Below are 13,474 nucleotides of genomic sequence, written 5' to 3'. Positions count from 1 at the left end.
GGGAGTCCACCGGGCCCCGCGCCGTCGGTGCTGCCGGGAAGGGCGTCGCCGCCGGGCGTCAGGCCGCCCGGGCGGCCCACTCGGAGGCCAGGATCGCCCAGATCTCCTTGTCCAGGCGGACCCCGTTGTGCAGGTACCACTCGCGCAGCACGCCGTCCCGCGTCATGCCGACCCGTTCGGCGACGGCGCGGCTGCGGGCGTTGACGGAGGTGCACCACCACTCGGCCCGGTGCAGGCCGCGGGTGACGAAGGCGTAGTCGAGCAGCTGCCGGACGGCGGCGGTGACCAGCCCGCCGCCCTCGCCGGCCGGCTCGGTCCAGGCGCCGATCTCGCAGACGCCGGACTTGGTGTCGAAGCTGACGAACATCACGCCGCCGACCAGCGTGCCGTCCCGCCAGATGCCGAAGATCCGCTTCTGGTCGGCGGCCTGGCCGTCGGCGTAGCGCTGCAGGGTGGCCCGGGCGGAGTCCAGGTCGGTGGAGAAGGTGGCCCAGGGGATCCACGGGTCGGTGTGGGCGCGGGCGCGGTCGATGTGGGCCAGGAACTCGGGGGCCTGCCAGGGCTCCAGCGGGCGCAGTTCGGCGTGGTCGGTGAGCTGTACGGCAAACACGGGCGGGCCTTTCACGATGGTGCGCGGGCTGGTCGGATCTATTCATAACAAACGTTTGGTATGTACGATAGCCCCCATGACACCGGCCCGTGGAGACCATGACGCCCGCCGCTCGGACGTGTCCGAGGGGGTGTGGCGAGTGCTCTCCACCCGGGGCTTCGAGGGGCTGACGCTGCGCGCGGTGGCCACCGAACTGGGCGCCTCCACCGGGCTGTTGACGCACTACTTCCCGAACAAGCGGGCGCTGCTGAGCCATGCGCTGGAGGAGCTGGACCGGCGCTCGGGCGACCGGCCCCGGCGGGCCGCCCCCGCCGACGGCAGCCCGCCGCCGCCTCCCGGGCTGGCCCGGCTGCGGGCGGCGCTGCTGGACGTCCTGCCGCTGGACGGGGACTCCGCGGCCGGCAACCGGATCTGGGTCGGCTCCTGGGACCACGCGCTGGCCGATCCGGAGCTGGCGGCCGCGCACGCGGGCCGCTACGCCCGGTCGCGGGTGGCGCTCACCGGGTTCGTCCGGGACGCCCAGCGGCTCGGGGAGCTCCCGGCGCAGGCCGATCCGGCCGAGGTCGCGGCGGGGGCGCAGGCCTTCGTGCTCGGACTGGTGGTGCAGGCGCTGTTCGCCCCGGACGAGTTCCCGGCCGGGCGCCAGGAGGCCCTGCTGGACGCCTATCTGGCGGGGCTGACGGGGCCGGCGGGGCCGGCGGCGCCGACCGAGTCGGCGGACTGACGGCGCTTTCCGGCTCGTGTTCCTGGGTGTCCGCTGGGCGTTCCCGGGGTGCTTTCCGGGTGCTTTCGAGCGCGACCGGTGCGCTTTAGGGCGTTTCCGGGTGCTTCCGAGAGCTTCCGGGCGGGGAGTTCCCCCGGGATTTCCGCCGTACGGGCGGCCCGGCGGGATTGTCCGGGCCGTGGGATTGTCCGAAAACGGCCCGGAACCCGACCGAGCACCGCACCTGCCGCCGGCAATGGCCGCCGGCACTTTTTCGCGGCGGCATGACACGCATTGTCACGGGTTATGCGCGGTGCGTGCGCAGTATGACCGGGAGAACCTATCCGGCTACGCATAGTCGCGGTCGTGCGGCGATCCGCGGAAATTGTCGGGTGGCGCCCCCAGCAGGATTCGAACCTGCGACCTACCGCTTAGAAGGCGGGTGCTCTATCCGCTGAGCTATGGGGGCGGGACGGGCGGCGCCCGGGTGGGCGTGACCGTGGCCGGGAGCGGGCGACGAGCGCCGAGGGCGCGCGCTGTCCGGCCCCGTACCTGAGGGTGGGGGTGGGGGTGGGTGGACCCTCGACCTGTCGGGGACAGGATAAGGGTGTCCAGTTCCTCGGCCGAGTGTGACGACACCGTCGTTGGTGTGTCGGTTCGGTGGAGCGGTCCGATAATCGCAGGTGAACGCCGTGAGTGCAGCGGTCTGGGAGTGTTCCGCGCCGGACGTTGTGCAGTCGTTACGGGGCTGCCTCCTCACCCGTTATGGATTCGGCACGGAGAATGCGCCGCCGGCGGCGCGAGTGGGGCGCTAATCGTGGTTGCGCCGGTCGGATGACGTGCGCGGACGGTCGCCGGGGGGCGTTCCCCCGGCGGCGGGTGGGGGCGGCGATCAGCGGGTTTGTTGTCATGGCCGCGAAGAGGCGGGGGCGAAGCGGTCTCCGGAGGGCAAAATTCACCCCTGCGAGTGACAGCTGTTCCACGAGCCCGAGTTATCCACAGGATTTCGGAAGTCATTGGCCGTTATTTCCCGCGGGGTGCACGCTCAAGGCGCACCGGTCGATTCCGTACGGTGCATCGGCGAGAACGGAGAGTGTGCCGTGAGCGAGACGCATGTGACGGTGGTCGGCAATGTCGCGACGGAGGTGACCTACGGGGAGACCTCCGGCGGGGTGCCGATGGCGAGCTTCCGGGTCGGCTGCACCGAGCGGCGGTACGACCGGCAGCGCGAGTGCTGGGTGGACGGCGAGACGCAGTTCGTGGCGGTGACGGCCTGGCGGGCGCTCGCGGTGAACCTGATCAGTTCGCTGAACAAGGGTGATCCGGTGCTGGTGAGCGGCCGGCTGCGGGTGCGGGAGTGGAAGGAGGGGGAGGTGAAGCGCAGCCGGGCTGAGATCGACGCCCGATCGGTCGGACACGATCTCACCCGCGGTACCTCGGCGTTCCGTTGGGCGTCGGCGGTGCGAGGGCAGCCCGCGGGCGGCGTGGGGCCGGGCGGGGCGGAGGCCGCGGGCGAGGCCGGAGGTGAGCCCGGGGGCGAGGTGGTGCCGGGGTGGATCGTGAGCGCACTGGAGGCGCGTCGGGCCCTTGCGGCCGCCGCGACAGCTCCGGCGGCGGCCGTGCGTCCGGTGATGGAGGGTCAGAGCGAGGTGGCCGGGAGCGGTCGGGGAGGTGACGTGCAGGGCGTGGTGAACTGACCGGTCGGTGGCCGACTCTGTCGACAAATATGTTGATCGAGATGGTTGTTGTGCCCGCACGCACAATGCCGACCGGATAACAGAAAGTGGCCCGGAGTTTCCGGCCATCCGTCAGCTTGTGTGGAATCTGGGAGGGTTGATAACGATCCAGATACGGAATCGTCCTGATTTCGCATGGGGGTTTCGGGGCCTCTGGGGGTCAATAGGATTCGTCTGGTTCATACCCGCAGCAGTGCCACAGGGGGCACGCGCGGCACGGCAAGTCGGCGGGCCGTCCATCGGACCGGCCCGGCCCGGAGGGATCCCAGATGTTCCAGAGGCAGGGGCGGAGTCTGTCCCGGATAACCACTGTCATGCTCACGACCAGCGTGGCGCTGGGCGGAGGCCTGTTCGCGGCCGGTGCGGCGGTCGCAGCGGACACCCCGGGTTCGGGCGTCACCGCGGTGGTGCAGAACACCATGCTCGGCGAGAAGGTCGACGTCGAGGGCAAGGGGACCGTCGACGCGGGTCTGTTCACCCTCAAGACGGCCGCGGGCGAGAAGCTGCAGACCTACTGCATCGACTTCGACAACCCGGTCTACCTGAACAGCCGCGCCAAGTACCACGAGGCCGACTGGGCGTCGAGCTCCCTCAACAGCAACGCCAACGCCTCCAAGATCCGCTGGATCCTGGACAACTCGTACCCGCAGGCGAACCTGGCCTCGCTGGCCGCGGCCATCCACGTCAACAGCCTGAGCGACGAGGACGCCGCCGCCGGCACCCAGGCGGCGATCTGGAAGTTCTCGGACGACAAGACCGCGATCCCGCGCACCGAGAACGCCAAGAAGCTGCGCAACTACCTGACCAGTGACGCCAACAAGGGCGTGGCGGCCGAGCCGAAGCCCTCGCTGACGCTCACCCCGGACTCCGTCTCCGGCAAGTCGGGCGGCAAGCTCGGCCCGTTCGTGCTGAACTCCAGCGCCGGCGCCGTCAAGCTGGCCGTCTCCGGCGACGCCGCCGACAAGATCAAGGTGCTGGACAAGGACGGCAAGCCGGTCGCCGGCAACCTGGCCGGTCCGATCGCCAAGGACACCCAGCTGTTCCTGGACGTGCCGGCCGGCACCCCGGACGGCAAGGCGGGCCTCGACGCCAGCGCCGAGGCCACCGTGCTCAGCGGCCGGGTCTTCATGAGCGACCTGGACGACGACGGCAACCACAGCCAGACCATGATCCTGGCCGGCTCCACCAAGGTGAACGTCGCGGCCTCCGCCAAGGTCGCCTGGAAGCAGGGCAAGGGCGCGCTGGTGGACAGCTCCGCCAAGGTCGAGTGCGCCAACAACGGCGTGCGCGTCTCCGTCACCAACAGCGGTGACGAGGCCGCGACCGTCACGGTCGACAAGCAGCAGGTGACCGTCCAGCCGGGCAAGATCGAGAGCGTGCTCGTCAAGGTCGCCGAGAAGGCCAAGTACGACATCAAGGTGGCCGGCCCGAACGGCTACGCCAAGGAGTTCACGGGCGTCCTGGACTGCAAGACCGGTGTGACCCCGACCGGCACCCCGACCACCCCGGCCGGCACCGCCACCCCGTCGGCGACCTCGACCACCCCGGCCGCCGGCCAGCCGACCCCGGCGACCACCAGCTCCGCCCCGGGCACCGGTGGCCTGGCCCAGACCGGTGCCAATGACTCGACCCCGATCCTCGCCGCCGTCGCCGGTGGTCTGGTCGTGGCCGGTGGCGCCGCCGTCTTCGTCCTGCGCCGCCGCGGCCGCCACGGTCGCACCGCCGCCTGAGGCTCCCGAAGCGCCTCAGCGCCTGAAGCGCACCGTCGCCTGAGGCGCCTGAGGCGCCCGGGCGGGCCGGGGGAGTCCACCTCCTGAGGCCTGAAGAACGGAATCGGCCCGGTTCCCCGCAGTTGCTGCGGGGAACCGGGCCTTCGCCGTTCCCGAGGAGTCCCGGATCCGTTCGGGATACCCCGGCGGGGGTCCACCTGGGCGGTTCGGGGGTTCGGGCCGGGTGCGGCACAATGGAAGGCTGCAAGCCGAATACTCCCGACGACGCCGGAGCGATCTCACGTGGCGGAATACATCTACACGATGCGCAAGGTGCGCAAGGCTCACGGAGACAAGGTCATCCTTGACGACGTGACGCTCAGCTTCCTCCCCGGAGCGAAGATCGGCGTCGTGGGCCCCAACGGTGCCGGTAAGTCCACCGTGCTGAAGATGATGGCCGGCCTGGAGCAGCCCTCCAACGGCGACGCCTTCCTCTCGCCCGGCTACACCGTCGGCATGCTCCTCCAGGAGCCGCCGCTGGACGAGTCCAAGACGGTCCTGGAGAACGTCCAGGACGGCGTCAAGGAGATCAAGGGGAAGCTCGACCGCTTCAACGAGATCGCCGAGCTGATGGCGACCGACTACTCGGACGAGCTGCTCGACGAGATGGGCAAGCTCCAGGAGGAGCTGGACCACGCCGAGGCCTGGGACCTGGACGCCCAGCTGGAGCAGGCCATGGACGCCCTGGGCTGCCCGCCCGGCGACTGGGCCGTCACCAAGCTGTCCGGTGGCGAGAAGCGCCGCGTGGCGCTCTGCAAGCTGCTGCTGGAGGCCCCCGACCTGCTGCTCCTCGACGAGCCCACCAACCACCTGGACGCCGAGTCGGTGAACTGGCTGGAGCAGCACCTGGCCAAGTACAAGGGCACCGTCGTGGCCGTCACCCACGACCGGTACTTCCTGGACAACGTGGCCGGCTGGATCCTGGAGCTCGACCGCGGCCGCGCGATCGGCTACGAGGGCAACTACTCCACCTACCTGGAGAGCAAGCAGTCCCGTCTCAAGGTCGAGGGGCAGAAGGACGCCAAGCGCGCCAAGCGCCTCAAGGAAGAGCTGGAGTGGGTCCGCTCCAACGCCAAGGGCCGCCAGGCGAAGTCCAAGGCCCGTCTGGCCCGCTACGAGGAGATGGCGGCCGAGGCCGACAAGATGCGGAAGCTGGACTTCGAGGAGATCCAGATCCCGCCGGGCCCGCGCCTGGGCAGCGTCGTCATCGAGGTCGAGAACCTCAACAAGGCCTTCGGCGAGAAGGTCCTGATCGACGACCTCAGCTTCACCCTGCCGCGCAACGGCATCGTCGGCATCATCGGCCCGAACGGCGCCGGCAAGACCACCCTGTTCAAGATGCTCCAGGACCTGGAGACCCCGGACAGCGGCAAGGTCAAGGTCGGCGAGACCGTCAAGATCAGCTACGTCGACCAGACCCGCTCCAACATCGACCCGAAGAAGACCCTCTGGGAGGTCGTTTCCGACGGTCTGGACTGGATCAACGTCGGCCAGGTCGAGATGCCGTCCCGCGCCTACGTGTCGGCCTTCGGCTTCAAGGGCCCGGACCAGCAGAAGCCGGCCGGCGTGCTCTCCGGCGGTGAGCGCAACCGCCTGAACCTGGCGCTCACCCTCAAGCAGGGCGGCAACCTGCTGCTCCTCGACGAGCCCACCAACGACCTGGACGTCGAGACGCTCTCCTCGCTGGAGAACGCCCTGCTGGAGTTCCCCGGCTGCGCCGTGGTCATCTCCCACGACCGCTGGTTCCTCGACCGAGTGGCGACCCACATCCTCGCCTACGAGGGCGAGAGCAAGTGGTTCTGGTTCGAGGGCAACTTCGAGTCGTACGAGAAGAACAAGATCGAGCGACTGGGCGCCGACGCCGCCCGTCCGCACCGGGCCACCTACAAGAAGCTGACCCGAGGCTGACACCCAGCTGTCACAACGGCCCGGCAGACTGCCCTCCGGGGCGGCCTGCCGGGCCGCGGCCCGTCACCGACGTCCGACGTCCGAACTCCGACGTCCGGCGTCGGGCCACCGGACACCGAGGAGAACACCCGTGGCTCGCCACATCTACCCCTGCCCGCTGCGCTGGTCCGACATGGACGCCTTCGGGCACGTCAACAACGTGGTCTTCCTGCGCTACCTGGAGGAGGCCCGGATCGACTTCATGTTCACCCAGGCCGCCGAGGCCGGCGCCGGGGAGTTCGCGGGCGGCTCGGTGGTGGCGCGCCACGAGATCGACTACAAGCGCCCGCTGGTGCACCGGCCGACGCCGGTCACCATCGAGACCTGGGTGACGAAGATCGGCGGAGCCTCGCTGACCGTCTCGTACGAGATCAAGGACGTCGCCGAGGACGGCACCGAGACCGTGTACGTCCGGGCGTCCAGCGTGGTCGTCCCCTACGACCTGGCCGAGGGCCGGCCGCGCCGGATCTCGCCGGTGGAGCGGGAGTTCCTGTCCCGTTTCATGGACGAGGAGCCCGCCGTCGCGGCAGTCTGAAAGCCCACCCCACCGATCGATTCGAGCTGAGCCGCGTGACCATCACCGCCCGCCTCGCCCTGGCCGACGCCGGGGAGGCCGCCGACCTCTCCGCCTTCCTGCTGCGCCTGTTGCGCTTCGACAAGGCGGCGGCCGTGCGCCTGCAGGCGGTCGGCCCCGCGCCGGAGGACGGCGTGCTGGCGGTCTTCGGCCGGCTGCCGCTGGGCGGTTCGGGCGTGCTGGTGATCCGCACCGCGCGGCTGGGCGGCCTCGACGAGCCGGTGGACCTGACCGCCTCGGCGGGCCAGCTGCTGGACGGTGTGGACGCGGAGGCGGGCACCGTCGCGCTGCCCGCGCCGGTGACCGGCCCCGCCTGGGCCGGGCTGCTGCCGCCGCGCACCGGCTGGCGGCCGGTCGGGGCGCCGCCGGTGGCCGAGGTGCACCCCGAACTCATGGCCGGGGTGCGGGAGTTCCGCGAGCGCAGCGAGGCCGTCCCGGCGCACCACCGCACCCGGTCGGTGCTGGACGCGCTGGCCGACGAGATCTGGTCGCGCCCGGTGTCCGCGCTGCCGGAGCTGCCGCTGCGGGCGGTGCACGCCGCGTACGTGATCGGTTTCCTGAAGCCCGGCGCCCCGCTCACCGTGCACCGGGCGGGCGGCTGGCTGCGGCTGAGCGCCCCGGCGGGTTCGGTGGTGGTGCGCACGGCGGCCGCGCCGGGCGCGGGGCTGGGGCTCAGCCCGATCCGGTAGCGGCCGGATCCGGTAGCCGGGCTCAGCCCGGGGTGTTGATCATCGAGGCGGCGGCGTAGGTCAGGTAGTCGATCAGCTGCTGTTCGTGCTCGGCGGGCAGTTCCAGGCCCGCCACCGCCGCCCGCATGTGGGTGAGCCAGGCGTCGTGCGCGGCCTTGTCGACCTTGAACGGCGCGTGCCGCATCCGCAGCCGCGGGTGGCCGCGCCGGTCGCTGTAGGTGCGCGGGCCGCCCCAGTACTGCATCAGGAACAGCGCCATCCGCTCCTCGGCGGGGCCCAGGTCGTCCTCGGGGTACATCGGCCGCAGCAGCTCGTCCTCGGCGACGCCCTGGTAGAACAGCCGGGCCAGCCGCCGGAAGGTCGGCTCACCGCCGACCTGCTCGAAGAAGGTCTCCTCGCTCAACGTGCCCCGTCGGATCTCGTTCACCCGACCATGGTCGCAGACGCCGGTGGGGCCGTACACCAGGACAAAAGGCGTACGACCCCACCGGGGACGGTCAGCGGGAGGTCAGTGCTCCCACGTGATCAGTCCTCCCACTTGAACAGCTTCCAGGAGATGCCGGTCAGCACGGCCGCGAAGAGCAGCAGGCCGCCCATGGTCGGCAGGGCGTCCATGACGCCGCCGCCGCGGGTCAGCACCGACTGTGCGGAGTTGACCAGGTAGTGCAGCGGCATGACCTCGGAGATGGTCTTCAGCCAGCCCGGGGCGCCGTCCAGCGGGAAGAACGAGCCGGACAGGAAGGACATCGGCAGCACGATGATCTGCGAGATGCCGTTGGCCGCCTCCTCGGTCTTGGCGACCGAGCCGGCCAGCAGGCCGATCGACATGAAGGCGAGCGTCGCGCAGCACACCAGCGGGATGATCAGCCACCAGTTGCCGGTCAGCTTGAGCCCGAAGAAGCTCGTGGCGACGACCAGGAAGACGGTGGTCTGCAGGAGCGCGGTCACCAGCGAGACCAGGACCCGGGAGCTGACGACCGTACCCGCGTTGATCGGGGCCAGCCGCAGCCGGCGCAGCACCTTGGTCTTGCGCCAGTTGACCAGCGTCAGGGCGGCGCCGAACACCGCGCCGGTGGCGACGGCCCAGCCGAGCAGGCCGGGGGTGAGGAACTGGATCGGCTTGAGCGACTTGTCCTCGACCTGCTGGGCGTCCAGGACGTAGGCCGGCTTCTGGCCGGTGGCCTCCTGGTTGGCGCTCTGCACCACGGAGTTGAAGATGCCCTGGACGGCGCCGGCGCGGACGGTGTCGGCAGCGGTGAAGCGCAGCTCGACCTTGCCGTCCGGGCCCTGCTTGATCATCGCGTCGAAGTCGCCCTTGCGGACCTTCTCCAGCGTGGCCGACTCGTCGTCGGTCCTGGTGATCGTGAGGACCTGGTCCAGCCCGGCCCGCTCGCCGCCCTGCATCGAGTCGAACAGCTTCACCGCGCCGACCTGCGCCACCTTGGCGTGCGGGCTGCCGGAGCCCTTGGTCACGGCGCCGAAGAAGACCAGGAAGACCAGGGGGAAGAGCAGGATGAAGAAGGTCGCGGTGCGGTCGCGCTTCATGCCGAGCAGCATGGCGCGGGACAGGCTCCAGAACGCGCTGACCCGCTCCCGTTCGCCGGCGGCGCCGGCCGAACCGCCCCGCTGGGCGGGGACCTTCGGCTCGGTGGACGTGCTGGCGGTCATGCGCGGAACTCCCGTCCGGTCAGCTGGAGGAAGACGTCCTCCAGGGTGGCGCCCCGCACTTCGAGGCCGCGCAGGGCGTTCTGCTCGGCCAGGACGCTGAGCACCGGGGCCGGAAGGCGGGTGGAGACGGAGAGCGAGACGGTGTCGTCCTCCAGGGTGGCGATGTCGGCGCCGGCCGCGGTCAGCAGCTCGCGGGCCCGGTCGAGGGGCAGCTGGCCGGAGGCCACGCTGATCCGCACGGTGTCGTCGATCTCGCGGATCAGCGCCGCCGGGGCGCCGGTGTGCAGGATCTTGCCGTGGTCCATGATCGAGACGCGGTCGCAGAGCACCTCGGCCTCGTCCAGGTAGTGCGTGGTGAGCACGACCGTGCGGCCCTCGGCGTTGATGTCCCGCAGGAGGTCCCAGAGGTTGCGCCGGGCCTGCGGGTCGAGGCCGGTGGTGGGCTCGTCCAGGAAGACGAGCTCCGGGTCGTGGGCCAGTGCGCAGGCGATCGACAGGCGCTGGGCCTGGCCGCCGGACATCTGGTCGGTCATGGCTTCGGACTTGTCCGCGAGGCCGACCCGCTCCAGCATCGCATCGGCCCGCTTGGCACCGACCCCGTAGAACGACGCGAAGGTGCGAATGGTCTCCCGGGCCGTCAGTTTCCGGAAGAAAGCGGAGGCCTGGAACTGCACGCCGATTCTCGGCAGCAGTTTCGGATTGCGCGGCCAGGGAGCCATCCCCAGCAGCTCGACCCGGCCCTCGTCCGGTTCCCGGACGCCTTCCAGGATCTCCATCGTGGTGGTCTTCCCGGCGCCGTTGGGGCCCAGGATCCCGTAGAACTCGCCGGCCTCGACGGTGAAGGACACCCCGTCGACGGCCTGCACATCCCCGTACCGCTGACGGATGCCGTCGGCGGATATAGCTGCAGTCATGTGCCCTGACAATAGGGCTAGCGGAGCGTCTTGTGCACGTCCCGGAGCGGGATTTGCGGATCCTTTGAGGAAGCCGGAGGAAAAGGGCCGGGCCGGGCGAAATGTCGAATTCCGCTCGGCCCGGCCGCAGTTGCCGCTGACGCTGGCTCAGAGTGCGTCAGGCGCGGTGCACCGTGATGGTCGTCCAGGCGCCGATGTGGATCCGGTCGCCGTCGTTCAGCGGCACCGCGGTGTGCGGGGCGACCGGCTCCGCGCCGCCGTTCACGGTGGTGCCGTTGGTCGAGTCCTGGTCCACCAGCACCCAGCTGCCGTCCGCCTGTTCGGCGAGCAACGCGTGCTGGTGGGAGGCGCCCGGGTCCTCCGGCGGGACGGACAGGTCGATCTCCGGGACGGTGCCGCGGTGCTGGCTGCGCCGCCCGATCCGCAGCTGGCCGCGGCCGGTCAGCGGGATCCGGCGCTCGGGGCAGTACGGCGGGAAGAACAGGCCGGCAGCCTCGGGGCCGCTGCGGGCCATCATGTCGGTGAAGTAGTCCCGGTCGGCCGCGACGACGGCGATCCAGGTGGTCCGCACCGGCTCGGCCGGGGCGGCCTCCTGGTGCGGAGGCTGCGGCTGCTGCGGCTGCTGCGGCGGGGCGAGGTGGAAGGAGGTGCCGAAGTCGCCGCCGCGGGTGTTCGGCCCGGGGCCGGCCGGCTGGGCGTACACCGGGCCGGAGTCCTCGCGCAGCTGGGCCTCGGGGAAGGCGCCCTCCGGCGGAGGGTAGCCGTAGGTGTGCTGCTGGGCCGGTGCCTGCTGGGCGGGGGCCTGCGGCTGCTGCGGCACGGGCGGGGCGACGGCCTGCGGGGCCGCCGGGGGCTGCTCGGCCGCCTGCCGGCCGTACGGGTCCTGGCCGTACGGGTCCTGGCCGTGTGGGGCCTGGCCGTACGGGTCCTGCGGGTGCTGGGGCTGCTGCGGGGCGCCGCCGTAGGCCGCCGGGATGTTCAGCGGCGCGGGCTGGGCGGGGCCGGGGACGGGCGCGGCGGCGGCCGGGGTCTGGCGGCGCGAGGGCGTGGAGAGCTCGTAGTCGTAGCCGCACTCCTCGCAGAACCGGCCGGTCTGCGGGCTGCGGCAGATCGGGCAGACGGTCAGGCCCTCGGTGAGGCCCTGTGCCGGCGGCGGGTAGGACCCGGGCGGCGGGTAGGACCCGGGCGGGGGCACGGCACCCGGCGGGGGCACCGCCCCCGGGGGCATCGGCGGCGGGGGCGGCGGCGCGCCGAAGGACGCACCGCCGTGCTGCGGGTGCCCGGCGGGCGTGCCGGGTGCCGGGTGCTCGGCTCCGGGCGCGCCCGGGTAGCCCCCGTGGGCGCCGGGGGCCGGGGCCGGCGGGGTCATCGGGAAGCCGCAGAAGTCGCACCAGTCCTCGGCCTGCGACTCGTGGCCCCTCGGGCAGATCGGCATCAGGTCCCCCTCGTTTCGGGCCGGCTCCGTGCGGCGTCGGGCCGGGGCGCCGGCCCGGTCACGTCTTCAGCGGTCACTTCTTCACACGTACCGTCTTGGTCGACCGGGTCTCAAGGGTCATCGAGTCGGCCTCGCTCACGTTCTTACGGAACCGAACCGTACCCTCCTTCGGGTCCACCACGTCCACCACCTTCTGCAGCAGCTTGTAGGTGCCGTCGTTCCCGGTCGCGTGGGCGATCCGGACGGCGGCGCCCAGCTTGGCGGTGGCGGTGTCGACGTCCCCGGCGCGGTGGGCCTCCAGTCCCTCCTGGATGGAGGAGGCCAGTTCGGCCTGCCCGGTGTAGTGGGCGACCTGTGGGCTGATCCGGGTGGAGGAGGCCAGGTCGTCGGTCCACACCGCCTTGACCAGGCCCTGGCTGAGCACCTCGGGGGTGCCGCTGCCGACCTGCGGGGGCAGCACCAGGCTGATCCGGGCGGCGAGCATCTCGTTGCCGATGGAGGCGGCCGGGACCTCGACGCAGACGTGGTAGTCGCGGCTCTCGTCGCCCCAGGAGCCGGTGGGGTAGTCCCCGGCCCGGGGCCCGGCCTCGGTGCGGCGGGCGGTGAGGTCCTCGACCGCGGGGGCGACCTGCTTGACGAACTTCACGGTGGCGTTGGCCGGGGTCCAGATCCGCAGGGCGACGTCGGCGACCTGCTTGCCCATGGCGCCGGCCATCATCGAGCGGAAGTCCTCGGCCAGGCCGGAGGGTTCGGCGACGATGTCGACGGTGCCGAGCAGCGCCGAGGAGATCTTGCGCAGTTCGTCGATCCGCCAGTCGGTGCCGACGCCCCGGCAGTCGGCGGTGAAGTGGCCGGTGACCCGCTCGATGGTGCGGGCCAGGTCCTCCGCCGACTCGTGCTCGTTGTTGCCGTCGGTGAGCAGGATCGCGTGCCGGATGGCGATGTCGTGGCGGGTGAGGAAGAGCTTGTCGGCCTTGGCCAGCCAGGTGCCCATCGCGGTGCCGCCGGCCGCGGTGAGGCGGCGCAGCGACTCCTTGGCCTGCTCGCGGGTGGCGGCGGAGGCGGTGGCCAGGGTGCCGTCGCCGGGGTAGATGTCGCGGGCCTCGTGGGTGCCGGCGACGACGGCGAAGGCGGTGCCGTCGCGCAGGGCGTCGATGGCGGCGGAGGTGGCCTCCCGGGCGCCGTTGATCTTGGTCTTGGGGTAGTCCATCGAGCCCGAGCAGTCCACCAGGATCACCACGGCCGCCTCGGCCCCGGCCCCGGCGGGCCCGGCGTCGGTGATCCCGAGCGGGCGCCCGCCGGAGGTGCCGCCGCCGGTCGCGGTGACGGTGACGATGGCGTTGACCTCGCGGGCGCCGTCGGCCAGGTACTCGTTCTGGAAGATCTCCACGTCGAACCTGGGCAGGTTCGGCTTCGCCAGTGTTGCCAT

At 71.5% G+C, this 13,474-nt stretch carries 12 protein-coding genes and 1 tRNA gene; 6 read left to right on the top strand and 7 right to left on the bottom strand.

Translation table 11 applies throughout. The features are described from left to right. Positions 1 to 58 precede the first annotated feature (58 nt). The gene (locus CRP52_RS09265) at positions 59 to 610 is read right to left on the bottom strand and encodes a GNAT family N-acetyltransferase (protein ID WP_097235961.1); all 552 of its coding nucleotides are present in this window, start codon (positions 608 to 610) and stop codon (positions 59 to 61) included. Positions 611 to 686: 76 nt separating this feature from the next. On the opposite strand from CRP52_RS09265, the gene CRP52_RS09260 reads away from it, so the two are divergent. Further along, positions 687 to 1,334: a TetR/AcrR family transcriptional regulator gene (locus tag CRP52_RS09260; protein WP_179852736.1), complete on the top strand. Its 648-nt coding sequence runs from the start codon at positions 687 to 689 to the stop codon at positions 1,332 to 1,334. A gap of 372 nt (positions 1,335 to 1,706) precedes the next feature. Here the strand turns inward: CRP52_RS09260 and CRP52_RS09255 are convergent. After that, positions 1,707 to 1,782: transfer RNA gene (locus tag CRP52_RS09255), tRNA-Arg, on the bottom strand. A gap of 631 nt (positions 1,783 to 2,413) precedes the next feature. Here CRP52_RS09255 and CRP52_RS09250 point away from each other — a divergent pair. The 5 genes from CRP52_RS09250 to CRP52_RS09230 all read left to right on the top strand — a co-directional run bounded on the left by CRP52_RS09250 (position 2,414) and on the right by CRP52_RS09230 (position 8,028). Beyond that, positions 2,414 to 3,010 carry a single-stranded DNA-binding protein gene (locus tag CRP52_RS09250; RefSeq protein WP_097235960.1) on the top strand — a complete coding sequence of 199 codons (597 nt, stop codon included), beginning with the start codon at positions 2,414 to 2,416 and terminating at the stop codon, positions 3,008 to 3,010. Positions 3,011 to 3,363: 353 nt separating this feature from the next. Further along, positions 3,364 to 4,779 (top strand): Cys-Gln thioester bond-forming surface protein, encoded by a 1,416-nt coding sequence (locus CRP52_RS09245; RefSeq protein WP_179852735.1) that lies wholly within the window; start codon positions 3,364 to 3,366, stop codon positions 4,777 to 4,779. A gap of 282 nt (positions 4,780 to 5,061) precedes the next feature. Beyond that, the gene (gene ettA / locus CRP52_RS09240; protein WP_097235958.1) at positions 5,062 to 6,726 is read left to right on the top strand and encodes an energy-dependent translational throttle protein EttA; all 1,665 of its coding nucleotides are present in this window, start codon (positions 5,062 to 5,064) and stop codon (positions 6,724 to 6,726) included. A gap of 130 nt (positions 6,727 to 6,856) precedes the next feature. After that, on the top strand, positions 6,857 to 7,300 hold the full coding sequence (locus CRP52_RS09235) for an acyl-CoA thioesterase (protein ID WP_097235957.1): 444 nt from the start codon (positions 6,857 to 6,859) through the stop codon (positions 7,298 to 7,300). A gap of 35 nt (positions 7,301 to 7,335) precedes the next feature. Next, a complete protein-coding gene (locus CRP52_RS09230; protein WP_306458849.1) occupies positions 7,336 to 8,028 on the top strand; it encodes a hypothetical protein in 693 nt (230 codons plus the stop codon). Positions 8,029 to 8,050: 22 nt separating this feature from the next. Here CRP52_RS09230 and CRP52_RS09225 read toward each other — a convergent pair whose 3' ends face one another. The 5 genes from CRP52_RS09225 to CRP52_RS09205 form a co-directional block, all read right to left on the bottom strand. Next, entirely contained in the window at positions 8,051 to 8,455 is a 405-nt protein-coding gene (locus CRP52_RS09225; RefSeq protein ID WP_097235956.1) for a globin, read from the bottom strand. Between the two features lie 98 nt (positions 8,456 to 8,553). After that, a complete protein-coding gene (locus CRP52_RS09220; protein WP_257032379.1) occupies positions 8,554 to 9,696 on the bottom strand; it encodes an ABC transporter permease in 1,143 nt (380 codons plus the stop codon). Then, on the bottom strand, positions 9,693 to 10,610 hold the full coding sequence (locus tag CRP52_RS09215; RefSeq protein ID WP_097235955.1) for an ABC transporter ATP-binding protein: 918 nt from the start codon (positions 10,608 to 10,610) through the stop codon (positions 9,693 to 9,695). Before CRP52_RS09215 ends, CRP52_RS09220 begins: the two co-directional genes overlap by 4 nt. Positions 10,611 to 10,767: 157 nt before the next feature. Then, positions 10,768 to 12,045, bottom strand: a complete 1,278-nt coding sequence (locus CRP52_RS09210; RefSeq protein WP_097235954.1) for an FHA domain-containing protein — start codon at positions 12,043 to 12,045, stop codon at positions 10,768 to 10,770. Between the two features lie 73 nt (positions 12,046 to 12,118). Continuing rightward, positions 12,119 to 13,474: a vWA domain-containing protein gene (locus CRP52_RS09205; RefSeq protein ID WP_097235953.1), complete on the bottom strand. Its 1,356-nt coding sequence runs from the start codon at positions 13,472 to 13,474 to the stop codon at positions 12,119 to 12,121.

The sequence above is a fragment of the Streptomyces sp. 1331.2 genome (assembly GCF_900199205.1).
GTDB lineage: Bacteria > Actinomycetota > Actinomycetes > Streptomycetales > Streptomycetaceae > Kitasatospora.
The sequence above is the reverse complement of the archived record's forward strand: the minus strand, read 5'-3'. Positions and strand labels throughout refer to the sequence as shown.

Excerpts from the sequence above, each read along its gene's own strand:
- CRP52_RS09260 (WP_179852736.1), top strand. The coding sequence starts at position 687 with ATGACACCGGCCCGTGGAGACCATGACGCCCGCCGCTCGGACGTGTCC.
- CRP52_RS09245 (WP_179852735.1), top strand. The coding sequence starts at position 3,364 with ATGCTCACGACCAGCGTGGCGCTGGGCGGAGGCCTGTTCGCGGCCGGT.
- CRP52_RS09220 (WP_257032379.1), bottom strand. The coding sequence starts at position 9,696 with ATGACCGCCAGCACGTCCACCGAGCCGAAGGTCCCCGCCCAGCGGGGC.
- CRP52_RS09215 (WP_097235955.1), bottom strand. The coding sequence starts at position 10,610 with ATGACTGCAGCTATATCCGCCGACGGCATCCGTCAGCGGTACGGGGAT.
- CRP52_RS09210 (WP_097235954.1), bottom strand. The coding sequence starts at position 12,045 with ATGCCGATCTGCCCGAGGGGCCACGAGTCGCAGGCCGAGGACTGGTGC.
- CRP52_RS09205 (WP_097235953.1), bottom strand. The coding sequence starts at position 13,474 with ATGGCAACACTGGCGAAGCCGAACCTGCCCAGGTTCGACGTGGAGATC.